Genomic DNA, 23422 nt, shown 5'->3' with positions numbered 1-23422 from the left:
GACCCCCGGCGGCGGCGAGCACCGCCACGCACCGCTCCCCGAGGACAGCATGCCCAAGGGGGGTGTCAACGCCGCCGTACCCGTCGCCGCCGAGGCCACCCCGGCGGTCGACCCGCGGCTGATCGTGCGGCAGGAGGGCGTCAAGGGCTACCTGGGCGAGTTCCGCCGCCGCGTCACCAGCGGCGAACTGGGCTCGCTCCCGGTGGTGCTGGCGCTGATCGTGATCTGGGCCGTCTTCGGGAGCCTGAACAGCTCCTTCCTGTCCGCCCAGAACCTCTCCAACCTCTCGCAGCAGATCGTCGGCACCGGCATGATCGCGATCGGCGTGGTGTTCGTGCTGCTGCTCGGCGAGATCGACCTCTCGGTCGGCTCGGTCAGCGGCCTGTGCGCGGCGATCTTCGCGGTGCTGAACGTGACCCACGGCGTCAACCAGTGGGTCGCCCTGCTCTCCGCCCTCGCGGGGGGCGCGGTGGTCGGCCTGATCCAGGGCGTGTTCTTCGCCAAGGTCGGCGTACCGGCCTTCGTCGTCACCCTGGCCGGCAACCTCGGCTGGAACGGTCTGATGCTCCAGGTCCTGGGCGCCAGCGGCACCGTCAACCTGTCCGGCAAGGACATCGTCTCCCGGCTCTACAGCACCATCTACGGCGACCAGGCCGCGGCGTACGGGGCGGCCGCCGTCGGCGTGCTGCTCTTCCTGGGTGCCTCGGTGCTGGACGCCCGGCGGCGCCAGGCCGCCGGGGTGCCGTCCCGCCCCGTGCTGGACATCGCGCTGCGCACGGCGGCGATCACGGTGATCGCCTTCCTGGCCGCCTACACGCTCAACCAGTACAAGGGCCTGCCGCTGGCCCTGCTGATCTTCCTGGTCTTCATCGTGGTGCTGGACTTCGTGCTGCGGCGCACCACCTACGGCCGGCAGGTGTTCGCGCTCGGCGGCAACATCGAGGGCGCCCGGCGGGCCGGTATCAACGTGTCCTGGATCCGGATCAGCGTGTTCACCATCTGCTCCACCATGGCGGCCGTCGGCGGCCTGTTCCTTGCCGCGCAGATCCAGTCGGCCAGCCAGACCTCGGGCGGCGGCAACCTGCTGATGAACGCCATCGCGGCCGGTGTCATCGGCGGCACCAGCCTGTTCGGCGGACGCGGCTCGACCTGGTCGGCGCTGCTCGGTGCGCTGGTGATCGGCTCGATCCAGTCCGGCATGAACATCCAGGGACTGAGCAACGCCATCCAGTTCATGATCACCGGCGCGGTGCTGCTCGCGGCCGTGGTCGTGGACTCCCTCGCCCGCCGCACCCAGCGGGCGGCCGGCCGCGCCTGACCGACGGGAGCGGGAGCGGGCCGGGCCTCATGCATGAGGCCCGGCCCGCTCCCCTGTCCCAGCCCGGGCGCGGGCCCGTGTCCGTGTCCGGGTCCGGGTCCGGGTCCGGGTCAGCCCAGCTGCTGGCCGTAGACGTGGTCGACGTCGAGCACCATCAGGACCCTCCGGTCGGCCACCATCGCGGCCCGGTACTCGTCCCAGTCCGGGTGCTCGCCGGCCGCCTGCCGGTAGTAGTCGACCAGGGCCTCCACCTCGGGGCCCTTCGGATCGCTGCCGGGCCCGACCAGGGTGACGGTGCCCTCCGCGGTCGCCCAGGCCCGGCCGTCGGCCCGGGTCACCTCGAGGGCGGCGCGCGGGTCGCGGCGCAGATTGGCCGTCTTGGCCCGGCCCTCGGTGATCGAGACGTACAGCCGCTCGGCGGCCCGGTCGTAGAACGGCATGACCGGCGACAACTGGGGCCGCCCGTCGGACTTGATCGTGGCCAGCACACCGAGGCGGGCGGCGTCGAGCAGGGCGCGGGGATCGAAGGTCGTCATGGGGCCATCATCGGCCTTCACACCGGTGTGAAGGTCAAGCGGCGCACCCGGATCAGCGTTCCAGGTGGGCCAGGACGGCGAGGACCCGGCGGTTGTCGTCGGCCGAGGACTCGATCCGCAGTTTGGCGAAGATGCTCGCGGTGTGCTTGGCCACCGCGCTCTCGCTGATGTGCAGGGTACGCGTGATCGCCGCGTTGGACCGGCCCTCGGCCATCAGCCGCAGCACCTCGTGCTCACGCGGCGTCAGTTCGGCGGTGCTGCCCCGGGCGTCCCCGCGCGCCAGCAGCTTCGCGATCACCTGCGGGTCCATCACCGTGCCGCCGCCCGCGACCGTCCGCACCGCGTCCACGAACTGCTCGGTGCGGGTGACCCGGTCCTTGAGCAGGTAGCCGATCGCGCCCCGGCCGTCCGCCAGCAACTCCCGCGCGTAGAGCCGGTCCACGTACTGGGAGAGGACCAGCACCGGCAGGGCCGGCCGGGCACGGCGCGCCTCCAGCGCCGCCCGCAGCCCCTCGTCGGTGAAGGAGGGAGGCAGCCGGACGTCGACCACCGCGACGTCCGGCTCCCGCTCGTGCAGCGCGCGCCGCAGGTCGGGACCGTTGTCGACGGCCGCGACCACCTCGAACCCGTGCTCCTCGAGAGTCCGGATCAGCCCGTCCCGGAGCAGGAAGAGGTCTTCGGCGAGGACGACGCGCACGGTATCTCCAGGGTCACGGTGGTCGGGCCGCCCGGCGGGCTGTGCAGGGCGAGGGTTCCGTCGACGGTACTCAGCCGGCGCACCACGCCGCGCAGTCCGCTGCCCCGGCCGGGGTCCGCCCCGCCCCGGCCGTCGTCCGTGACGACGGCGGTCAGGGTCCCGTCCGCGTGCGCCAGCCGGATCGTCACCTCCCGGCCGCCGCCGTGCTTGGACGCGTTGGCGAGCAGCTCCGCGACCGCGAAGTAGGCCGCCGCCTCGACCGGCGCCGGGAAGCGCCCCGGCAGGTCGACGGTGACGTGCACGTCCAGGAAGCAGTCCAGCGCGAGGGAGCGGACGGCGTCGCCGAGGCCGCGGTCGGTGAGGATCGGGGGGTGGATGCCGTGCACCAGCTCCCGGAGGTCCTGGAGCGCCCGGGTCGAACTCGCCCGGACCTCGCGCAGCAGGTCGCGGGCGCCGTCCGGGTCGGAGTCCAGCAGCCGGGTCGCCGCGTCCAGGGTCATGCCGAGGGAGACCAGCCGGGCCTGCGCGCCGTCGTGCAGATCGCGTTCGATCCGCCGCAGTTCGGCCGCCTGCGCGTCCAGCGCCTCGGCCCTGGTGTCGGCAAGGTGCTCGACCCGGCGGACCAGTTCGGTGCTGTAGGGCGCGGCGAGGGTGTACCGGCTCCACCGGGCGTGCAGCCCGAGCGCCGCGGGCGCCAGCCGCAGCCCGCCCGCCACGAACAGCAGGCCGAGCACGGCGGCGGCGAGCATCGAGGCGGTCGAGTCGACGGGCACGAAGGCGTACCAGTTGCTCGGCCCGAGCAGGCGCCAGACGAAGGGCTGGACGAGCGCGCCGAACAGTCCGAACCCGGCCAGGGTCGGCGGCACGGACACCAGGAACGCCCCCACCCACGGCTCCAGCCAGGCCCAGCGGACATCGCGCCAGAAGCCCTCGTCACCGAGGATCCGGTGGGCCCGCCGCCGACCGTCGGTGGACGTCGGGCCGTCGCCCTCCGGCAGCGGGTCGGGCGGACTGATCCGGGTCCCCGTCCACTCGACCGTCCAGGCGCGGTACCGGTCCGACCACCGCCGCAGCAGCGCCGCCGCGCCCGGCAGCAGCGGCTGCCCCGCACCGACCGGGACCAGCAGCAGCACGAGAACCACGAGGACGGCGACCCCGGTCACGGCGAAGGCCGCGAGGGCGGTGAGCTGGCAGCGGAGCAACGCCCGCACCCCGCCCGCGACTTCTCCCGCCACTCGCCCCCGCACCGCCGCGCCCGCCTGTCGTTCCGTCACCTCAGCGCGCCCCGTGCCGCACCGCCGGGATCCTATCCGGCGCCGTCCGCCGACGGACGCCCGGCCGGGCTGCCCGCCGGGCCCGCAGCACCCACGGCACGGCCACCAACAGGCAGGCGCCGCCGAGCAGAAGCATCGGCAGCACCGTGCCGTCCTCCTCGTCCATCGTCAGCAGCATCCCGAGGTTGACCAGGGTGTGGAAGCCGCCCGCGAGCAGCAGCCGGTGGGCCCGCACCCCCTCCAGGGCGAGTCCGAGCACCACCGACATCGCGACCGTGGCCAGCAGGAACCCGGCCGCGTAAGCGGGCCGTTGGGCGAACACCTGGACGTGCCAGCAGCCCCAGAGCACCCCCACCGCGACGGGGGCGGCGAGCGGACCGAAGCGGGTCCGCAGCAGCGGCTGCAGGTAGCACCGCCAGCCGATCTCCTCGCCGCAGGCGCCGACCAGCTGGGCGAGCACGACCAGCGCGAACGGGTGGGCCAGGGAGCGGGGGTCGGTCAGCCGGGCGTCGCCGTCGCCGAGCAGCGCGTAGGCGCCGGCGGCGAGCGCGATCAGCAGCGGAGCGGTGAGCAGCAGCGGGACGCCCCGGCCCGGGCCCGCCCAGGCGGTGTCGCGCCGGACCCGGACGGCACCGGCCAGCCGGGCGCGGATCCGCTCCGGCCACAGCAGGGCCACCGCCAGCACGCCTGCGGCGGGCCCGAACTGGGTCAGCTGCACCACCTCGTCCGGGATGCCGGTGGCCGGCTGCACGGCGGCCAGCAGCCCGGCCCCGAGGAAGGCGACGGCGAGGAACGCCCCCGTCTCGGCCTTCCACGGCGGCTTCCCGCTCTGTCGTCCGGTCCTCATGTCGTCCGCCTCCGGTCCGCTCGTCCGCGTGTTTCCGTCGACGACGACTCTTCCGGGGCGCGGGCGGCCGGACATTGCGTCCAGGTGCCCGGTGGGGGTGTACCCAGGTACACCCCCACCGCTCAGGACTGCTTCTGCTGCTGCCGGGGCGGTTCCTCCCCGACCGGGTCGGGCGGCCGGAACTCCGCGGGCAGATCACCGAACAGCGGCACCGTGGGCGGCGCGGACCCGGTGATGTCGGTGAGCGTCTCGGAACGGCCGGTGGCGAAGTCCCTGGCGGACACCAGGATCTCGCCGTTGGCGTCTATGTCCACGGTGACCTCGATCTGCAGCAGCCCGGGCGGTGCGAGCGGCAGCCCGGACAGCCGGAGGCTCGCGAGCAGCACGTTCCGGGCCGCGGTCTCCTCCTCGCCCTGGTAGACGTTGATGTTCACCGCCGGCTGGTCCTCCGACGAGGTCGTGAGCATCGCGCTCCTCCTCGTCGGGAGACCCGTGCTCGCCGGCACCAGGACCGTCATCCGCCCTTCCTGGCTCTCGATGCCGATCGCCCGGGCGAGGATGTCCACCCCGAGCACGTCGCGCGCCACTCCGGTCATCATCCCCGCATGGAGCATCGCTCCCACTGCCAGCTGGGTGTCGACCATGGCGACGACATTGACGCCCTGCCGCCCGACGGACCCGCGCACCAGGTCGACCAGACCCGGGATCCGGGATCCCGCGCCCACCAGCAGGACGTGCTCGATCTCCGCCCGGTCGCCGCGCCACAGCTCCGTGAGCATCCGCTCGACCGTCTCCGCGCAGGCACTGCGAAGGCCGGCGGTGATCCGGTCGTACTGCTCGCGGGTGACCGTGGCCTCAAGGGTGGCCGGACCCGCCGGTGTGTTGGCGAGATAGGGAACACGGACGGTGGTCTCCCCGACCGACCGAAGTTCCTCCACCGCCGTCCCCGCCGCCTGCCGCACCCGTCGGTTGACCTCCCGGTCCGCGGCGAGACGCACACCGTGCCGGGACTCGAAGTCCTTCAACAGGTCGTTGGCGAGCCGGGTCACCCAGCCCTCGCTGCCGAGCCCGTCCGTGAGCGCGATCGCATTCACGAAGGTCACGCCGGATCCGACCTCGACCACGGCGACCTCCAGGGACGTCGCCTCCAACCCCACCACGAGCAGGGTCGACTCACGGCCACCCATCTGCCGGTCGAAGGCCATCCCGGCGGCGAGCGAGGCGGAGACCAGCCGCAGCGGCTCGACACCCACGGTCCGGCAGGCCTGCTGGATCCGGCGCCGCTCCGCCTCGGAGGTCGCGGCCGGGACGGCGACCACTGCCCTGGCCACCCGCTCGCCGAGCCGGTCCTCGGTGTCCCGCTTCACCTTTCTCAGCAGCTCGGTGAGCACGCGCTCGGCGGTGACCGGTGCACCGTCGACCAGGGTCAACTCCCCCGCGCCGATACGACCGGCCTCGGCAAGGCGGAACGTGCCGCTCGCGTTGCGCAGTTCCTGCCGTACAGCCGGTGCACCGACCAGCACGCTGTCACCGGTCGCACCGGTGAAGGCGACCACGGCCGGAGTCCGCTCGGCCCCCTCGGCGTTGGGGACGATCTCGACCCGATCACCCTCCAGCGTCGCCACCGTGCAGAAACCGGGGCCCAGTTCGATCCCCACCGTCCGGAAGCCGGTCAGCGGAGCCTGCTCGGGCGGTGGGGGAACGGCGGCCACGACCGCCGCCCGGCGGGCCGCCCAGAAGGCGCGGCTGTGCTGGGCGGCCTCGGCGAGTTCGTCCTTGGGGCCGAACAGTCGGCTCAGCACCTGGGCGACGGCGGCGTAGCCGTCCGCGGCCTCCTCGTACCCGCCGACGTGCCCGGCGCGCTCCTCCTCGTCGAGCAGCAGCCGGCCCTCCCGCAGCGCCGGGTGCCCGGCGTGGCCGGACCGGTCGGCCCGCCAGGAGCCGGTGTCCGGGCGGTACCCGCGGTTGCGGGCGATCACCAGGCGGGCGGCCGTGTTGGTGGCCGTCCTGGTGGGCCGGGGACGCCCGGCCGCGGTGAGTTCGTGGAGCAGGTGCTGATAGACGTTGTCGAGCGTCAACTCCGGTCCGAGCCGTGACGATCCGTCCTGGAGGAGTCCGATCAGCTCCTTGGTGAACGCGGTGAACCGCTCCCCCACCGGTGCCAGCGAGGTGCTGTCGTGCTCGGAGGAGGCCAGTACGAAAGCGCCCTCGATCGCGGTCTGGGTGCGCAGTCTTTCCTGGCCGCCCGCCATGTGGGCGGTGGTGGCCATCCCGGACCAGCAGGCGTCGATGACGACGACCCGGTTGCGGGCCCGGGCGCCGAGCACCACCTTGCGCAGCGTCCGGTACGGCAGCGCGCTGATCGACGGTTCCTCGGGGTCGGTCTCGGTGACCGCGAGGTAGTAGTCGGTGTCCTCGACGATCCCGTGACCCGCGTAGTAGACCAGCAGCAGGTCCTCGGCCTCCAGGACCGACGGCCGCAGGGCGCGGACGACGTCGGCCGCCGTCCGGGGGTCGGGCACCAGGGTGCACTGGGCCTCGTCGAGCCAGCCCTGCTGCGGGTCGGTGAGCGCGGCGGCCAGGTCGGTGAGGTTGTTCCGGACGGCGGGCAGCGGCGGCAGGTCGTCGTGCCGGTAGGCGGCCGAGCCGATCAGGACGATCCGCGAGCCCGGTCCGTCAGGCAGCGCCATGGCCGGTCGCCCGGTCGCGTGGCTGCTCCTGCTCGTGCTCCTGCTGCCCGTTGACGAAGGCCTCGAAGCGGTCGATCAGTTCGCCCGCGTCCTTGACGTTGTCGAGTTCGAGCTCGTACGTCTCGTGCTCGGTCCTGCTCACCCTGATCACCAGGTGGCTGCGCTGCCCTCGCAGCCAGTCCGCCACCACCCGCACCAGCACCGTCCCGGCGCCCCCGGAGGCGAGGGCCACGGTCACCAGCTGGACCACCCCGGCGTTCATCTCCCCCGCCGCCGGGGCGCTGCCGCGCAGCGCCACCCGGCCCCGCAACTCGTCCTCGGCCCGCAGCCGTTGCGCCAACGAGCGCGCCGCCGCCGGCACGGCAGCCCCCGAAGCGCCGTCCACCAGCGCCAGACCGATCTCCACGATTCCCGGTTCCCCTTCCCGTCCCCCACCCGACTCCGGTGTCGGCCAACCTATTCCGGATCACGCTCCCCCGTCCCCCGGATCGCGGGAATCCGGCGAACGGCGGTGCTCCGGCGGACGGCGGTGCTCCGACGGACGGCGGTGCTCCGGCGCCGGGACGGGAAACCTCGTTGCGGACGGGTCGCGAGGGCGGTTAGGGTCCGGCGACTTGTCGCTTCGGGCACGTCCGAACCCGGTTCATGGAGAAGATTTGTCGATTCGCATCACTGCTCTGACCGATCCCGATCACGGCACCCACAGCCGACGGCTGGTGTGGCTGGCGGTGGACGGGGAGGGGAATCCGGTCGGGACGGCCTCGCTGCGGCTGTTCACCGACCCGGGGCAGGCACACCTGGCCGAACTGGCCCTGCGGGTGCACCCGGTGGAGCGGCGTCGGGGGGTCGGGGCGCGGCTGGTGGACACCGCGGTGGCGGCGGCCGCCGCCGACGGACGGCGGGCCGTGGTGGCGGCGGTCGACGACGGGACGCCGGGCGAGGGATTCCTCTCCGCGCAGGGGTTCCGGAAGGCGCTGACCCTGCGGCACGCCAGGCTCGACCTGACCGGGTCGGCCGAGGTGGCGACGTCCGGGGGGACGGAGCGGGCCTACCGACTGGTGGCCTGGGACGGTGCCGTCCCCGACGAGCTCGCCGTGCCGTACGCCGCCGCCCGCCGCGCGATGGACGACATGCCGATGGGTGAGGTCGACCACGGCACGGTGAGCTGGGACGTCGACCGGCTCCGGGCGGTCGCCCGGGTGGTGGAGCTGCGCGGCGAACACCTGCACACGGTGGCGGCGGTGGCCGTGTCCGACGGTTCGATGGTCGGCTTCACCGAACTGGTGGTCCCGGCCGACGGCACCGGCGACGGCCGGCACTACGGCACCGCCGTCCTGCCCGCGCACCGCGGGCACGGCCTCGCCCGGCGGATGAAGGCCGAGGCGATCGCCCTGACCCGCCGCCGGCACCCGGCCCTCGGCGGCCTGCTGACCGACACCGCCGAGGACAACACCTCGATGCGGAGGGTCAACGAGGCGCTCGGGTACCGGCCGACGCACGAGACCCACCAGTACCAGCGGATGCTGTGACCGGCCCGTCCGGCCCGTCCGGCCCGTCCGAACGGGCCGGACCGTCAGAGGTCGAGGAGTTCGACGGTGACGGTGGCGGTGTCACCGGCGTCGAGGTCCTCGGCCTTGCGGACGGCGCGCTTGACCGGGAGCACGTAGGCGCCGTCGGAGGCCGGGAAGATCGACGTCTGCCAGCTGCTGGCGCCGATCGTGACCCGCACCCGCAGCGAGCCGAAGCCGCGCCTCGGCCCGGCGGCGGTCAGGTCGTGGATCTCCTCGGAGGCCTCGACGGGCAGCCTGACGAAGGTCCAGTTGTCGGAGCGCCGGGCTTCCCAGATCCAGAGCTCGGCCTCGAATTCGAACTTCATGGGGTCAGCTTCCCACGCGTCACATCGGCAGCGAGTGCAACCGGAGTTCCCCTGCGGCCCACTCGGCACCGTCGTGCAGCGGGAACCACATCGTGCGCAGCGGCATCGTCGCCGGGCCGGTGGGCTGTTCGACCTCGACCGGGCCCGCCAGTGGCCGCCAGCCGAGGCGGGCGTAGAGCCCGGCCTTGTCCGGGCGGCAGAACAGGACGGCGAAGCGCGGCCCGAGGGTGCGGGCGTGGGCGAGGGCGCCGTCCACCACCTTCCGGGCGAGGCCGTGCCCGCGCCGGTCGCCGGCGACGGCCACACCGCCGAGTCCGACGATCTCGGTCGGGCTCCCGTCGATCGACACCGGCAGGACCACCAGTCCGGCGTGGGCGACCAGCCGGCCGTCCGGCTCGGCGCGGATGCCGAAGTGGAGGTCCTTGGGCCGCCAGACCATTCCGTGCTCGGCGACCTGGAACGGGTCCGGCCCGTCGCCGAGGATCTCGGTGTGGCTGTACTGCTCCAGCGGGACGACCTCGGTGAATATGCTGATCTGATCATCATTCATTACCGCATCATGCCAAGGCCCGCCCCCGGCCGGGCCGGCGGGCGGACCTGCGGCACGGCAACGGCAGGTACTCCCGAGGAGGAAGCGTGGACACTCCCGCGAACGAGCCCGGATCCGGCCACGCGCTCGGACCGCTGGTCCGGGTGGACGGCCGGTGGCTGCTGGGCGACCACCGGGACCGGAACCACCTGGAACTCACCGCCGAGGGCATCGTCCCGTACGCCGACGGGCACCCCGGCGCGGTCGTCGGGTGGGGCCGGTTCATGAGTCTGGGGCTCGCGGTCACGCCCCACCGGTGGACGGGCTCGCGGCGGACCGCGCTGCTCACGCTCGGCCAGATGGCGCCGCTCGGACTGACCGGCCCGCATCTGACTGCGACCTTGCGGCACCCCTACGAGTACTGGACCGGCCGCTTCGGCCACCACCGGGGTCAGCGGTACGCGCCGCACGAACTGGCCGCCGCGGAGGCGCTGTTCGCGGTCGTGGTCGGGACCGGGGAGGCCGCGCTGCTCGGCGACCGCGCCTGGCTGGACAAGGCGGTGGCGCTGATCCGCCCGCTGCGGCGACCGGCCGAGACCCGGGCGGCCCTCGCCAAGCTGGTGGAGGGCACCCGGGCCGACCGGGGGTTGCGGGAACTCTGACGGTACGTGGCGCGCGTCAGCGGACCACGTCGAAGACCTGCTTCTGCAGGCCGTTGGCGTAGGCGGCGTACTCGACCAGCTTCAGCTTCTGGGTGTCCTTGTCGGTGTCGCTGAAGAGCCGCTTGCCCGCGCCGAGCAGCAGCGGGAAGACCAGCAGGTGGTAGCGGTCGATCAGGCCGGCGTCGGAGAGCGCCCGGTTGAGCGAGGCGCTGCCGTGGACGATGATCGGGCCGCCCTCGGTCTCCTTCAGGGCGGCGACCTCGTCGAGCGAGCGCAGGATGGTGGTCTCGCCCCAGTTCGGCACCAGGTCGTCCTCGGCGAGGGTGGTGGAGACCACGTACTTCGGCAGGGTCCGGTAGCGGGCGAAGTCCGCCATGTCCGGCCAGACGGGGCTGAACGCCTCGTAGCTGACCCGGCCCAGCAGCATCGCGGTGGCCTCCTCCTGCTCCCGGCCCTTGATCTCGAAGGCCTCGGGGAGGAACTCGATGTCCTTGAAGGTCCAGCCCGCGTTGCGGTAGCCGGACTCCCCGCCCGGGGCCTCGACGACACCGTCGAGGGAGACGAAGGCGGTGCTGATCAGCGTGCGCATGGTGATTCCTCGGGTTGCTGGTGCGGGTGAACGGGTGAACGGGTGAGCGGTGTCGCCGAGGGCGCTGTCCGGGCGGTCAGGCGAGGAGGCCGGTCAGCCACTGCTGCCAGGAGGCCTCGGCGCCGTCGGTGTCCGGTCCGAAGAGGTGGTGGAACATCAGCACCAGGCCGGCGCTGTGGTGGAAGCCGTACAGGCCGTCGCGGGTGCGGATCGCGAAGCGCTCGTCGTCCGCCCACACCACCTCGCCGTCCAGTGGCGGCAGCCCCGCCGGACGGGCCGAGACCCGGGTGCCGGAGGTGGGTGCGGAGGGCAGCGCGAGCGCGCTCGCCAGCACACCTCGGAGCTCCGCCGCCGGTCGGCCGGGAACCGCCGCGACACCGAAGACGGGCGCTCCGGTACGACCCCGGAAGTGGGTGAGGTACTCGACCAGCGTGTGGAGGTGGAACGGCCAGCCGCGCCGCAGCGCGTCGTACTCGTCCTCCCAGTCGTCGCCCAGCAGACCGCTGTGGACGACGCGCAGCACGGTGGCGGAGCCCTCCCGGCCCTCGACGAGGTACTCGAAGGCCATGAAGCGGCCGTTCTCGGCGGTGGCGGTCCGGGTGGCCAGGCGCTTGCCGGGCTCGTAGGCGGTGATCAGGGCTTCCTCGCGCTGACCGCCGATCTCCATCGCGGCGGTACCGCCCTCGCGCGGGTCCAGCTCGTTGCGGCCCATGAACCAGGAGTCGATGCCCGGTCCGGTGGCGATCGCCTCCCAGACCTCGTCCGGGCTCGCCGGCAGCACCGTCTCCAGCTCGATCTCGAACGGGTGGGTCATCGTGCGTTCTCCTGTCCAGGGCCGGGATCGGGGGCGGTCTCGGTGTCGGTGTCGGGGACGGGGGCGGCGGTGGCGGTGGCGGCGGCGGGGATCTGGTGCAGGCCGACCACCACCCGGTGACTGCGCCCACCGGGGGCGGACTCGTCGTGGTACCGGGCGACCAGGGTGGCGACCGCCTCGGCGAGTCCGTCGGCGAAGGCCGTGCGGTCGGCCGCCGAGGCGAACCGCACCTCCGCGTCGATGCCGAAACTGGCGACCCGCCGCTGCGCCCGGGCGGCGCCGGTCAGCAGCGTGCCGACCTCCTGCACCAGCCGGGAGCCGAGGGCCAGCAGCCAGCGGGCCGAGAGCTGGTCCGGCGAGCGGGTCGGGTCCGGACTCACGGCGGCCAGCACGGCGGGCGAGATCACGTAGGAGGCGGCGGTGGCCCGGTACACCCGTTCGGTGACGTTGCCCTTGCGCCGTTCCTCGGCGAGTTCGACCAGGCCGTGCCGCTCCAGCTCCTTCAGGTGGTAGTTGACCTTCTGCCGCGCCAGCCCCAGGCGGGCGGCCAGCGCGGCGGCCGAGCCCGGCTCGGCGAGAGCGGCGAGGATGCGCCGCCGGATCGGGTCCAGCGAGGCCTCGGCCGCTGCGGGTTCTTCGATCACGGCGACGTCCAACATGCTTCAAGAGTCGCGCCGACAAGAAAATTTGTCAAGGAAAGATTTTTTGTCGGTGCGCCACGGGGAGTCGTCGGCAAGGCACGGGGATGCGGCAACGCCGACGGCCGGCGGCAGGGGAGGTGCCGCCGGCCGTCGGGTCCGGGATGGGTCAGGACAGTTCGCGGACACCGAGCTGCTGGACGAACAGCAGGCTGTCGGCGTTGGCCCAGTACTCGGCCAGCAGGCCGTCCTTGACCAGCAGGGTGTCCGTGCCGGTGAAGCGGACGGGGCGGCCCTCGGCGTCCTGGGAGGCGCCGGGGAAGCCTCCGGCGTAGGTGCCCTCGGCGGCCCAGCGGACCACGAGGTGGTCGTCGGTGGCGATCGGGCCGACCGTGATCTCGAAGCTGAGGTCGCGCAGGATCGTGTGGATGCCGGTCACCCACCCGTTCAGGCCCTCACGGCCGTGGACCGTGTCCTCGCCGGAGCCGGTGAGGGGAGCAGCGTGTGCGACGAAGTCAGGGGCGATGATCTTGTCGGTCAGGGACAGGTCGTTGTTCCACAGGGCCTTCCACGGCTCGGCGAGCAGGGCGTTCGCGGCAGCGGAGGCGGTGGCGGTGACGGACATGGTCGTTCTCCTTCGTGACGGGGGTGAGGTGCGGGGAGAGGCGGCGTACGGCTTCCTGCCGTCCGCGGCAGGCCGGGGCGCGTACGGTGTCGGCACGGGTGCGGCGCCGGTTGCGCTCGTCGGCACGGTGGGCGAGGGCCCGGCGCCCCGATCAGGCGACGTGGTCGGCATCGGAGTCGGGGATCCAGGAGCCGTGGATCCCGGCGGTCACCCGTCGGGGCAGGTGGACGGTGGCGAGGGTGTCGAGCCCGGCCGCGTCGAGGACCAGCAGCTGCGAGGCGTCCTGCTTGAGGTCGGAGACCACGGTGAGCAGGTAGCCCTCGTCCTCGCCGGTGGATCCGGCGGCGGGCACGAACACGGCCTCGCTCGGCAGTCGGGCGTCGCCGACCCGGCGGATCCGGCGGGCGCCGGTGACCCGGTCGTACTTGACGATGCCGTAGCTGCCGAAGCCCTTCTCGTCGGGGAAGGAGACGGCGTACTGGTAGCGGTTCTCGGTGCCGAGGTAGTTCTCGTTGAGGGTGGGGAACTCCACGGGCAGGTCGTCGACGATCCGCTCGTCCACGCTGGCGGCCGCCAGGTCGACCACCCAGCGCCGGGTGTAGGAGCGGGCGTTGGGCTCGGAGCCGCGCCCGGGCGCGCCGATCCACCAGTTCCAGGAGAGCCGGAAGCCCTCGCGATCCACCGTCGGGCCCTCCAGGACGATGCGGCCGCGCTCGTCCTCGTAGGCGTTGGAGACGTGCAGCATGTTGCCCGGCTCGATGGAGAACCACCGGATCCGGGCGGCCCCGTCCGCACCGCGCGGCATGACACCGATCCGGGCGGGCTGCTCGTCGCTCCAGCCGTAGGGGATGCCGGAGTGCTCGGCGGGGTCGAAGGCGACGTTGCCCTCGACGAAGACCACATGGTTGCGGGTGATCGCGAAGTCGTGCTTGAGCGATCCGGTCGCGTCCGGGATCTCGGCGCTGTGGACGATCGCGCCCGAGGCGTCGGCGACGTAGTAGGTGAGGAACGGCGGGAGGGGCGAGGAGGCGAAGAAGTGCAGTTCGCCGGTGAGCGGGTCCTCCTTCGGATGGGCGGTCATCGCGGTGTGCAGCTTGCCCCCGAAGTCGTAGGCGCCGACCGTGTCGAGCTCCCGGGTGAGTTCGAACGGCAGGTTCGCCTCGCACAGGGCGAGCAGCCGTCCGGCGTGCTCGATGACGTGGGTGCCGGCGGCGGAGGCGGTCAGGTCGGGGCCGCGCTCGGTCATGTACGGGGCACCGTCCAGGGCCGGGGTCTTCACCCAGCGGTTGCGGTACCACTCGGCGCGGCCCTCGCGCAGCTGGATGCCGTGCACCATGCCGCTGCCCTTGAACCAGTGGGTGGGGGTGACGCCGGGCTTGGGGTTGTGGCCGTTGCGCAGCAGCCGGCCGTTCAGCTCGGGCGGCAGGGTGCCCTCGACGGTCAGTTCGGTGGCGGTGATCTCGTCGACGACGGGGGTGTAGTGGCCGGTCAGGTACGGGGGCTTCTTGGGGGTGCTCATGACATCTTCCTTTCGATGGAGGTGCGGGGACGGGGTGGTTCGTGGTGGTGCGCCGTCAGACGGCGGGTTCTGCACGGGCGGCGGCTTCCGTCCGAGCGGCACCCGGCGCGGCCGCGGCCTTGCGGCGGCCGGTGCAGCGGGCCAGCAGGACCGCGAGCACCGCGGTTGCCGCCAGGACGACGGCGGAGACCGCGAAGGCGGCGCGGTATCCGGCGGTCTGCGCCTCCAGGTGGGGCCCGTGGGCCGCGCCGGTCACGGAGCCGGCCAGGGTGGTCAGGACGGCGAGCCCGATCGCGCCGCCGACCTGCCGGGTGGTGTTCACCAGTCCGCCGGCCAGGCCGGCCTGCCGCGCCGGGACGCCGTCCACGGCGAGCGCGGTGAGCTGGACGAACGCGATGCCGAGGCCGAGTCCGACCAGCAGGCTCGGGCCGAGGATGTCCGTGACGTAGCCGCCGTCGGCGTCGATCCCGGACAGCCACAGCAGGCCGAGCGCCTCGGTCAGCAGGGCGGCCGTCGTGGTCGCGGTGGAACCGACCCGCCGGGCCAGTCGCGGCGCCAGCGCAGCGCCGAGCATATTGGCGGCGGCGAGCGGGAGTTGGCCCGCCCCGGTGGCCAGTGGTCCCGAGCCGAGGACCTGCTGCTGGTAGAGCGGGAGGAAGAAGAACAGCGCGATCCAGACCGATCCCAGCAGCGCCATCAGCACGTTCCCGGCGGCCACCCGGCCGGTGCCGAGCAGTCCGGGCGGGATCAGCGCGTCCGGGCGGCGGCGCTCGATCGCGACGAAGGCGGCGAGGAGGACGACGGCCGCGGCCAGGGCGCCGAGCACGCCGCCGTCGCCCCAGCCGACGCCGCGTGCGGTGGTCAGGCCCCAGACCAGGCAGGTCAGGGCGAGGGTGACGGTCACGGTGCCGGGCAGGTCGAACCCTGCGGCGGCCCCCGGGGCCCGCCGCCCGGGCCGCACCGCCGTGCCGTCGGCGGCGGGGCCGGCCCCGGAGGGGGTCTTCCGGAGCGACGCCCGGACGGGCTCCGGCGGCACCAGGACCAGCACCGCCGCGAGCACCAGCGCCGAGCCCAGCGCCACCGAGTGGAAGATCCAGGGCCAGCCCCACGCCTGGGTGAGCACCCCGCCGAGCAGGACGCCGCCCGCCCCGCCCGCGCCGGAGACCGCGCCCCACACGCCCAGCGCCCTGCCGCGCCCCTGCCCGCCGGGGAACTGCGTCATCGCCAGGGCCAGCGCCGCCGGGGCGATCGCCGCCGCCGCGAGGCCCTGGACGGCCCGGGCGGCGATCAGCGGCGCCGGGGCGGTGGCCAGGCCCGCCGCCAGCGAGGCCACCGCGAACAGCGCGACCCCGGCGGTCAGCACCCGGCGGCGGCCGAGCAGATCGGCCGCCCGCCCGCCGGCCGGGAGCAGCGCCCCGAACGCCAGGCCGTAGGCGTTGACCACCCAGGTGACGGCACCGTCGGAGACGCCGGTCCCGGCCCGGATCTGCGGGAGTGCCACATTGACGATCGAGGTGGCGAGCATGACGGTGAACTGGGCCCCGGCGAGGGCCGCGAGGGCCGCTCCCGGGGAGCCGGGGCGGCCCGCCGCCGGTGCTTCCGGCGGCGGTACCGGTACCGGTGCATTCGGCGGCGGTGCCGGTTCGGGTACCGGTTCGGGTACCGGTGCCGGTGCCGATGCCGGTGCCGATGCCGGTTCGGGTGTCGGTGCAACGTTCATGGCCACAGATTCGGGCCGACGGCTGTCCACCTGCCAGGCCCGACGGGGTCCGGACACTGTCCACCACTGTCCGCGGCTGTCCACTCGGAGCAGGGAGGGGAACCGCCGTGACCACCACGACCGCCTCGCCGACGGACGGCCCTAGGCGGAGGACGGCCCGTCGGCGAGGCGGTTGTGGTGGTCGATCAGGGACATGTGCGTCTCGGCCCAGTGGCGCAGGGCGGAGAGCGGGCCCTCGAGGGAGAGGCCGAGGTCGGTGAGGCGGTAGTGGACGGCGGGTGGGACGGTGGGTTCCACCCGGCGGGCGACCAGGCCGTCGCGAACGAGGCTCTGCAGGGTGACGGACAGCATCTTCTGGGAGATGCCGGGGATCCGGCGCCGCAGTTCCGCGAAGCGGAGTTCGTCCGGGGCCTCCTCGGCCAGCACCTTGACCGCCATCGACGTCCACTTGGTGCCGATGCGGTCGAGCAGTCGGCGGGTCGGGCAGAGCGGATTCAGCAGATCGCCCCGTTCGCCGGGCTGTCGGCCGGGGCCACCGGGCTGTCGGCCCCGTTCGCCGGACTGTCGGCCGGGCTCGCCGGGCGTCGATGTGGTCACTCGGGGCTCACCACCTGAAGGGGAAGTGCCGTCTTGGAGGCACCACCGTAGTTCCCTAGCGTGAGGTGGTCACCATTCCTCACCACGCCTTTGGAGCCTCACCGTGCCCGAGCTGCGGCGCCTCCCCGTCAACGGTGTCGAACTGAACGTCGCCCTCGCCGGATCAGGCCCGGCCGTCCTGCTGCTGCACGGGTTCCCGCACACCTGGGAGCTGTGGACGGACGTCATGGCCGGTCTGTCCGACCACTACCGCGTCATCGCCCCGGACCTGCGCGGGTTGGGCGCGAGCGGCGGGACCGCCACCGGGTACGACGCGGCCACCCTGGCCGAGGACGCCGCGGCGCTCCTCACCGCGCTCGGCGTGTCCTCGGCCGCGGTGGTGGGCATCGACGCGGGTGCCGCGCCGGCCTTCCTCCTCGCCATGCGCCGCCCCGGCCCGGTCCGGCGCCTGGTCCTCGTGGAAGCCGTTCTGGGCGGGCTGCCCGGGGCGGAGGACTTCCTGGCCGACGGGCCGCCGTGGTGGTTCGGCTTCCACGCCGCCGCGCCCGGCCTGGCCGAGACCGTGCTGGAGGGCCACGAGGCCGCCTACGTCGACTGGTTCCTGAATGCCGGCACGCTCGGCGACGGGGTGCGCCCCGCCCTCCGGGACGCCTTCGTCCGCGCGTACACCGGGCGCCCGGCGTTGGGCCGCGCGTTCTCGTACTACCGGGCACTGCCCGAGAGCGCGGCGCAGATCGGGCGGGCGGTCACTTCGGCCCGTCTGACGGTGCCGACGATGGCAGTGGGCGCCCGGCCGGTCGGCGCGGCCCTGGAACGCCAGCTCCGCCCGGTCACCGACGATCTCACCGGACACCTCGTCGAGGACTGCGGCCACATCGTCCCGCTGCACCGGCCGGACGCCCTGCTCGCGCTGCTGCGTCCGTTCCTGGCGGGCACGACGGGTGACGACCGTGCGGCGTCCGTCCCCGGCGGGCGCGGCGCGTAACGACCGTGCGGCCGGTGGGACCGGTGACGCGGGAGGGGACGCCGAGGACCCCCGCGCCCGGAGGCACGGGGGTCGGTGGCCGCACCCGCACCCCGCTCAGCGCGAGCCGTGCAGCTCCTGCTGCCACAGCGCCTCGCACAGCAGGTCGAGCCCCTGCCGCAGATGCCGCCGGTACGTCCCGTACGGCAGGCCCAGCCGGCGGGCCGCGCCCTCCTGGGTCGGCGCGCCGGAGAAGTAGCCGGCCGTCAGGGCCTCGCGGGCACGGGCGCCGCGCGGGTCCTGGGCGAGGTCCTCCACGGCCTGCCGCAGCAGGCCCCGCAACTCCTCGACCGGATCCTCCAGGTCGGCCGCGAGCCGGGTGCGCAGCAGGGCGCAGACGGCGAACGCGCCCGGGTCGCGCCAGTGCGTGAACGCCTCCCGGACCGCCTGGTCGAAGGCCGTCCTGGAGACCCCGGACAGCCCGGCACGGACCGGCACGGGCGTCGACGTCATGAGGTGGCGCAGCCAGGTCTCGACCGGCACCTGCCGCCAGTCGACGCCGAACACGCCGTAGCTGTGCGCGCCGACGCGGGGCCGGGCACCGGTGTCGGTGAGGCTGCCCCTGACCCGGGCGGCCCAGGTGTCGGCGTCGCGCCAGACCGCGAAGCCGTAGGCGCGGGCCCGGGCGCGGGCGGACTCGGCCTGGGCCCGGGAGGAGCTGAGGTCGATCACCCGCGAGGGCACCTGGTAGCGCTCGGGGTAGACGGTGAAGCGGCTGACGCCGATGTGCTCGCCGGGCCGTACCGGCGCGGTGGCCTCGGTGTACGCCCAGGCGGCGGCCACCACCGGGTCGGTGGCGAGGTCCTCGGGGTCGGCGGGCGCGGAGAGGGCGAGCCGGGCCGTGAACGCCACCACCCGGCCCGTGCTCACCAGCCGGTAGACGCTGAACGCCTCGGGCTGGCGCCGCGCCCAGTAGCGGACCAGTCCGGCGGACTCCGGCCCCTCGGTCTCGGTGGCCATCCGGAGCACCGTGTCGAGGTCGTCGGGGTGCAGCGGCCGGTCGTGCACCTCGTCCTCGCGCGACCAGGTGCGCAGCCGGGCCACCAGCTCGCCGTCCCGGAACAGGTGGAAGAGCTCGTCGGTGACGGTCCAGACCTGTTCCTCGGGGGCCTCGCGCAGCAGCCGCAGGTACTCCTCGGCCAGCCGTCGGCGCACCTCGGCGAAGGCGTTGGGGGCCCGCCAGCGGAGGTCGGCGGCGAGGGTCTCGCGGGCGGCGTCGTGCGGGTACAGGCCGCGGTGGCCGGACTCCATGAACGGCAGGCTCCGGAGCCAGCCGAAGAGCCGGTGGGCGTCCTCGTCGGGCAGGACGGCGGCGAGCAGTTCCTCGGAGGTCGAGTAGGCCTGCGCCGCCACTTCCAGGGCCCGCCGGTGGGCGGCCGTCGGCACCTCGCCGACCAGGCCGGACAGCAGGGTGCGCAGAACGTCGGCGGAGGGCGCCCAGACGCCCTCGCGGCTCCAGTCGTCCTCGCCGGCGGCGGCCGCGAGGGAGAGCGCCAGCGGGTTGCCGCCGGCGAACCGCAGGACGCGTTCGCGCAGTTGGGGCGGCACCCGGGCGGCGCCCAGCAGGCTGCGGGCCTGCGTCTCGGAGAAGGGGCCGAGTTCGAGCACCCGGAGCAGCCCGGACCAGGCGGGGTCGGCGGTCCACTGGGGCTGCGGGGCGAGGCGCCCGGCCAGTACCACCAGGGTGTCGTCGGCGGCGCGGGGCAGGAAGCGCTGCCACAACCAGCCCTCCAGCCACTGGCAGTGCTCGAAGGAATCGACGAACAGGACCGTGCCGGGGACGTCGAGGAACGGCGCGGCGGCGCGTTCGAAGTCGGCCGGGTCGCGGCCGACGAAGCGGCCGTCCAGCTCCAGCAGCAGCCGGCCGGTCGACCTGGCGTGGTCGGCGAGGCGGCGCAGCAGGGTCGACTTGCCGATGCCGCCCGGGCCGAGCAGGTAGAACGCGAACGGCGCCCGCGGGTCGCCGGCCAGTGCCCGGGCGAAGCCGTCGAACTCCTCCTCGCGGCCGACGAAGGCCTGGGTCCGCGCGCTGCTCAGTCTCTGCTTGACGGAGGCCATATGACGGCTCCCCTCCCCTCGTGCCGGCGCCGGGTCGCGGCGGCCGCCGTCGTGACGGCCGCTGTCGTGACGGCCGCTTTCGTGACGGCCGCTTTCGTGACGGGGCCCGCCGGCGTGACGGGGCCCGCCGCCGTGACGCGGCCCCGCGCCCCGTCCGCGTGGTCCGATCCGCGCGGGCTCACCTGATCGATCCCAGGTCGCGGTCGTCCTCGTCCCCGGCGAGGAGCAGCGTGGTCTCCTCGACCCGCTCGAACCGCCCGTCGGCGGCGAGTTCGGCGAACAGGTACACCTCGATGCGGGAGGTGCGGCCGTCGTTCCTGGTGACGGTGACGGTGTGGCGGTCGGCGTAGCGGGTGCCGTCGCGGAGTTCGTCGTGCACCTCGACCCGGCCCTCGCGCACCAGGGAGCGCAGCTTGGCGATGTGCTCGACGAAGCCCGCCCGGTCGCTCCACACCCCGTTGGTGCGCTGGCGGTAGTCGGGGGTGAAGTGCCGGGCCACCGCTTCGTCGAGCGGGAGGTCCGGGTCCGGGGCGAACAGCAGGTCGTCGAGCGCCCGGCCGATGTCGGTGGTGGTCATGGCGGTCGTCCTCCAGGAGGGTCGGGAGCGGGATCAGTGGTGGTTCGGGAGGGCAGCCGGGCCGCGGACGGGGGTGAAGTCCAGGGACAGCGCGACGGGGCCCCGGGTGTAGAGGCCGCTCTCCCGGTAGCCGGAGCCGGGGGTGGGACGGACCTCGTCCAGCAGCGGCAGCAGCAGCGCGGCCACCGTCTCGATCTCCGCGCGGGCGAAGGCCGCGCCGACGCACTGGTGCAGGCCGGTGCCGAAGGCCAGGTGCTGGGCGGCGGCGGTGAACGAGCGGGCGGCGCCGAGGTCGGGGCGGTGCAGGTCGAAGCGGTCCGGGTCGGTGAAGGCCTCGGGGTCGCGGTTGGCGGCGCCGATCATGCAGAAGACGGTGGCACCGGCCGGGACGACGGTGCCGGCGAACCCGGTGTCCCGCTCGGCCTGCCTGGGCACCAGCTGGACGGGCGGGGTGAACCGCAGGGTCTCGGCGATGGCGGCGGGCAGCAGCGACGGGTCCCGGCGTACGTCCGCGAGCTGCTCCGGGTGGTCGATCAGGTGCTTGAGGAGGAGGCCGAGGGTCTTGTCTGCGGGCTCGACGGCGGCCACCAGGACGTTCACGATCAGCGCGACCACCTCGCGGGTGCTCATCGCCACGCCGTCGAACTCGGCCGCGCAGAGCGCGGATATCAGGTCCGCGCCGGGGTGGCGGCGGCGCCGTTCGACGATCGGGGTGAGGTGGGCCTCCAGCTCCCCGGCGAGTTCCAGGCAGACCCGGCGGCGTTCCTCGGTGAGGGTGACGGCGGTGACGAACTCGCCGACCCCGGCCACCCATCCGGCGACCCGCCGCCAGTCCTCCCGGTCCAGGCCGAGGACGTCCAGCGCGGCCCGGACGGCGAAGGGCTTGCCGAAGTCGTTGACGAGGTCCATCCGGCCCCGGGCGAGCAGGGGCTCGAGGAGTTCGACGGCGTTGGCGCGGAAGGTGCGCACCTGCTCCTGGAGCGCCGGGCCGGTGAACGCCCGCACGACGATCCGCCGCTTCGCGGTGTGCTCCGCCCCCGTCATCTGCGCCAGCACCGGGCCGCGCATCACCGGCTCGGCACGGACCTGCAGCGTCTCGGTGGTGAACGCCTCGTGGTCGGTCAGCACCCGGCGGACGTCGCGGTGGCGGGAGAGGAACCAGGCGTCGACGGCCGGCTCGTGGTGCACCGGCGCGTGCTCGCGCAGCCGGCCGAAGTGCCGCTCGGGTGCGGCGGCGAACTCCTCGGACAGGATGCTGAAGCGGGTCTCGGCCATGGGGTGGGGCGGGCCTCTCGGGGGCGGGCGCCCGGGGGCGCGGGGACGACGAGGTGCTCGGGCGGCGCGGGGCGCCGGTGGCGCGGGCTGGGGGGACGCGAACTCGATTCGTTCGATGCCCTGATGACGAGTACTCGGGTGACGGGTGCTCGGGTGACGTGCGCTCGGGTGACGGGTGCTCGGTTGACGTGAACGGTCGGCACGGGGAAGCGGCGACGCTCCGGGCCGACGGCGAGCGCGGGGCCGAGGGCCGTGCGCGGGGCCGACGGCGGGGCGCTCAGGCCGGGGTCAGGGGGAACGAGGATCTCCGGCGGCCGGGCCGGCCGGAGGCGGCGGGAGGACGCGGACGACGGCCCGGGGCTCCGCACGGCGCGACCCGGCACCGGAGCGCCGGGCTCCGTGTCGCGGCCGTTCCGGCAACTCGCTCTCGGGGCAACGTGGTCGGTTCCTGTCTCGGGGCGGTCCCGGGGCGGTACCGCGGCGGCCCCGGGCTGTCAGGGACGGCCCCGGGGCGGTCCGTCGGGTCCGCCGCGGGGACGGCAGCCCGTGGCCGGCCCTCCCCCGGGCGTTGACGTGGGCACTATAACCCGAAGCCCGAGCGGCGCGACCTGCGGGTTTCGGCGCCAAGGATGGTTCGTGCCGGGCCCGTTCCCGGAGGGCGGGAGACCTGCTCGGCCGCCCAGGACGGACAGGTCCGGACATCTGCGGACAGTCGTGGGCGGCAGTGGGCGGCGGTGGACAGCCGGGCACGGCAGCGCTGCCACCTGCACCGACCGCGGTCCGGAAGGTTCCCGCGGCGGGCCGGACCACTCGCACGAGTGAACTACTGGGGCACGGGAATGTGCCTGTGAAGCCCGGGTGTTGGCGAGGTCAAGGATCGTACGAACGGGGAGAGACAGCATGGCCGGAGCAGTGATCGTGGGAGCGGGGCCGGGGATCGGACAGGCGGTGGCGCTGCGGTTCGCGCGGGAGGGCCTGCCGGTCGGCCTGGTCGCGCGGAGCGGGGCGACGGCCGAGGCGGTGGCCGGGGCCGTGCGGCGGACGGGCGGCAAGGTCGCGGTGCGCACCGCCGACAGCACGGACGAGGTGGCGCTGAGGTCCGCGCTCGACGGGCTGGCGGAGGAGCTGGGGCAGCCCGACGTCCTGGTCTACAACGCGGCGCTGATCCGGCCGGACGCCGTCGGGGAGTCCTCCGCCCGTGACCAGTTGGACGCCTGGGCGGTCAATGTGGTGGGCGCGCTGACCGCCGCCGCGCATGTCGCGCCGGGGATGGCGGAGCGCGGGCGGGGCACCGTGCTGCTGACGGGCGGCATGCCCGAGCCCGTACCGGAGTACGTCAGCCTGTCCCTCGGCAAGGCGGGCGTGCGCACGCTCGTCACGCTGCTCGACCGGACGTACGGCGCGGCGGGCGTGCACGCCGCCAGTGTGACGGTGGCCGGCGCGGTCGCCCCCGGCACCGCCTTCGACCCGGACGACATCGCGGAGCACTACTGGCGGCTGCACACCCAGCCGCGCGGGGCCTGGGAGCAGGAGGTGGTCCACGGGGGCTGACACCGG

General features: G+C 74.2%; 23 protein-coding genes. 5 read left to right on the top strand and 18 right to left on the bottom strand.

The genetic code is table 11. From position 1 onward, the window contains the following. Positions 1–49 precede the first annotated feature (49 nt). Positions 50–1318 carry a sugar ABC transporter permease gene (locus BLU95_RS32085; RefSeq protein ID WP_093865273.1) on the top strand — a complete coding sequence of 423 codons (1269 nt, stop codon included), beginning with the start codon at positions 50–52 and terminating at the stop codon, positions 1316–1318. Between the two features lie 110 nt (positions 1319–1428). Here the strand turns inward: BLU95_RS32085 and BLU95_RS32080 are convergent, their stop codons facing one another. From BLU95_RS32080 to BLU95_RS32055, 6 genes are all read right to left on the bottom strand, one after another. After that, entirely contained in the window at positions 1429–1854 is a 426-nt protein-coding gene (locus BLU95_RS32080; protein ID WP_093863054.1) for a PPOX class F420-dependent oxidoreductase, read from the bottom strand. 52 nt (positions 1855–1906) lie between these two features. Further along, a complete protein-coding gene (locus BLU95_RS32075; RefSeq protein ID WP_093863053.1) occupies positions 1907–2551 on the bottom strand; it encodes a LuxR C-terminal-related transcriptional regulator in 645 nt (214 codons plus the stop codon). Further along, positions 2503–3786 (bottom strand): sensor histidine kinase, encoded by a 1284-nt coding sequence (locus BLU95_RS32070; protein WP_093863052.1) that lies wholly within the window; start codon positions 3784–3786, stop codon positions 2503–2505. Before BLU95_RS32070 ends, BLU95_RS32075 begins: the two co-directional genes overlap by 49 nt. Before the next feature lie 40 nt (positions 3787–3826). Next, positions 3827–4672: a CPBP family intramembrane glutamic endopeptidase gene (locus BLU95_RS32065; RefSeq protein WP_093863051.1), complete on the bottom strand. Its 846-nt coding sequence runs from the start codon at positions 4670–4672 to the stop codon at positions 3827–3829. 122 nt (positions 4673–4794) lie between these two features. Beyond that, a complete protein-coding gene (locus BLU95_RS32060; protein ID WP_093863050.1) occupies positions 4795–7362 on the bottom strand; it encodes a caspase, EACC1-associated type in 2568 nt (855 codons plus the stop codon). Then, positions 7349–7768, bottom strand: coding sequence for an effector-associated constant component EACC1 (locus tag BLU95_RS32055; RefSeq protein ID WP_093863049.1), 420 nt, complete (start codon positions 7766–7768; stop codon positions 7349–7351). Before BLU95_RS32055 ends, BLU95_RS32060 begins: the two co-directional genes overlap by 14 nt. A gap of 250 nt (positions 7769–8018) precedes the next feature. Between BLU95_RS32055 and BLU95_RS32050 the strand changes: the two genes are divergently transcribed. Then, positions 8019–8891 carry a GNAT family N-acetyltransferase gene (locus BLU95_RS32050; protein ID WP_093863048.1) on the top strand — a complete coding sequence of 291 codons (873 nt, stop codon included), beginning with the start codon at positions 8019–8021 and terminating at the stop codon, positions 8889–8891. Between the two features lie 44 nt (positions 8892–8935). Here the strand turns inward: BLU95_RS32050 and BLU95_RS32045 are convergent, their stop codons facing one another. Then, a complete protein-coding gene (locus BLU95_RS32045; RefSeq protein WP_093863047.1) occupies positions 8936–9238 on the bottom strand; it encodes a DUF1905 domain-containing protein in 303 nt (100 codons plus the stop codon). A gap of 19 nt (positions 9239–9257) precedes the next feature. After that, positions 9258–9788: a GNAT family N-acetyltransferase gene (locus BLU95_RS32040; protein WP_093863046.1), complete on the bottom strand. Its 531-nt coding sequence runs from the start codon at positions 9786–9788 to the stop codon at positions 9258–9260. An 86-nt stretch (positions 9789–9874) separates the two neighbouring features. On the opposite strand from BLU95_RS32040, the gene BLU95_RS32035 reads away from it, so the two are divergent. Continuing rightward, positions 9875–10429: a hypothetical protein gene (locus BLU95_RS32035; protein WP_093863045.1), complete on the top strand. Its 555-nt coding sequence runs from the start codon at positions 9875–9877 to the stop codon at positions 10427–10429. A gap of 16 nt (positions 10430–10445) precedes the next feature. Here BLU95_RS32035 and BLU95_RS32030 read toward each other — a convergent pair whose 3' ends face one another. The 7 genes from BLU95_RS32030 to BLU95_RS32000 all read right to left on the bottom strand — a co-directional run bounded on the left by BLU95_RS32030 (position 10446) and on the right by BLU95_RS32000 (position 16835). Then, positions 10446–11018, bottom strand: coding sequence for a dihydrofolate reductase family protein (locus tag BLU95_RS32030; protein WP_093863044.1), 573 nt, complete (start codon positions 11016–11018; stop codon positions 10446–10448). Between the two features lie 76 nt (positions 11019–11094). After that, positions 11095–11832 carry an SRPBCC family protein gene (locus tag BLU95_RS32025; protein ID WP_093863043.1) on the bottom strand — a complete coding sequence of 246 codons (738 nt, stop codon included), beginning with the start codon at positions 11830–11832 and terminating at the stop codon, positions 11095–11097. Next, positions 11829–12491 carry an ArsR/SmtB family transcription factor gene (locus tag BLU95_RS32020; protein ID WP_093863042.1) on the bottom strand — a complete coding sequence of 221 codons (663 nt, stop codon included), beginning with the start codon at positions 12489–12491 and terminating at the stop codon, positions 11829–11831. Before BLU95_RS32020 ends, BLU95_RS32025 begins: the two co-directional genes overlap by 4 nt. A gap of 148 nt (positions 12492–12639) precedes the next feature. Then, a complete protein-coding gene (locus BLU95_RS32015; RefSeq protein WP_159425070.1) occupies positions 12640–13095 on the bottom strand; it encodes an ester cyclase in 456 nt (151 codons plus the stop codon). A 151-nt stretch (positions 13096–13246) separates the two neighbouring features. Next, on the bottom strand, positions 13247–14614 hold the full coding sequence (locus tag BLU95_RS32010) for a carotenoid oxygenase family protein (RefSeq protein WP_093863040.1): 1368 nt from the start codon (positions 14612–14614) through the stop codon (positions 13247–13249). A gap of 55 nt (positions 14615–14669) precedes the next feature. Beyond that, complete coding sequence (locus tag BLU95_RS32005; protein WP_197698643.1) at positions 14670–16334, bottom strand: MFS transporter; 1665 nt, start codon at positions 16332–16334, stop codon at positions 14670–14672. Positions 16335–16475: 141 nt separating this feature from the next. Continuing rightward, on the bottom strand, positions 16476–16835 hold the full coding sequence (locus BLU95_RS32000) for a winged helix-turn-helix transcriptional regulator (protein ID WP_231978891.1): 360 nt from the start codon (positions 16833–16835) through the stop codon (positions 16476–16478). A gap of 199 nt (positions 16836–17034) precedes the next feature. Here BLU95_RS32000 and BLU95_RS31995 point away from each other — a divergent pair, with 199 nt between their 5' ends. Next, the gene (locus BLU95_RS31995; protein WP_093863037.1) at positions 17035–17916 is read left to right on the top strand and encodes an alpha/beta fold hydrolase; all 882 of its coding nucleotides are present in this window, start codon (positions 17035–17037) and stop codon (positions 17914–17916) included. 96 nt (positions 17917–18012) lie between these two features. On the opposite strand, the gene BLU95_RS31990 is transcribed toward BLU95_RS31995, so the two are convergent. The 3 genes from BLU95_RS31990 to BLU95_RS31975 all read right to left on the bottom strand — a co-directional run bounded on the left by BLU95_RS31990 (position 18013) and on the right by BLU95_RS31975 (position 21865). Beyond that, positions 18013–20013: an ATP-binding protein gene (locus BLU95_RS31990; RefSeq protein WP_093863036.1), complete on the bottom strand. Its 2001-nt coding sequence runs from the start codon at positions 20011–20013 to the stop codon at positions 18013–18015. A 178-nt stretch (positions 20014–20191) separates the two neighbouring features. Continuing rightward, the gene (locus tag BLU95_RS31980) at positions 20192–20590 is read right to left on the bottom strand and encodes a nuclear transport factor 2 family protein (RefSeq protein WP_093863034.1); all 399 of its coding nucleotides are present in this window, start codon (positions 20588–20590) and stop codon (positions 20192–20194) included. Between the two features lie 33 nt (positions 20591–20623). Next, complete coding sequence (locus tag BLU95_RS31975; RefSeq protein WP_093863033.1) at positions 20624–21865, bottom strand: cytochrome P450; 1242 nt, start codon at positions 21863–21865, stop codon at positions 20624–20626. Between the two features lie 900 nt (positions 21866–22765). On the opposite strand from BLU95_RS31975, the gene BLU95_RS31970 reads away from it, so the two are divergent. Then, the gene (locus tag BLU95_RS31970) at positions 22766–23416 is read left to right on the top strand and encodes an SDR family NAD(P)-dependent oxidoreductase (protein ID WP_093863032.1); all 651 of its coding nucleotides are present in this window, start codon (positions 22766–22768) and stop codon (positions 23414–23416) included. The last annotated feature ends 6 nt before the right edge of the window (positions 23417–23422 follow it).

Source organism: Streptomyces sp. TLI_053 (assembly GCF_900105395.1).
Taxonomy (GTDB): Bacteria; Actinomycetota; Actinomycetes; order Streptomycetales; family Streptomycetaceae; genus Kitasatospora.
The sequence above is the reverse complement of the archived record's forward strand: the minus strand, read 5'-3'. Positions and strand labels throughout refer to the sequence as shown.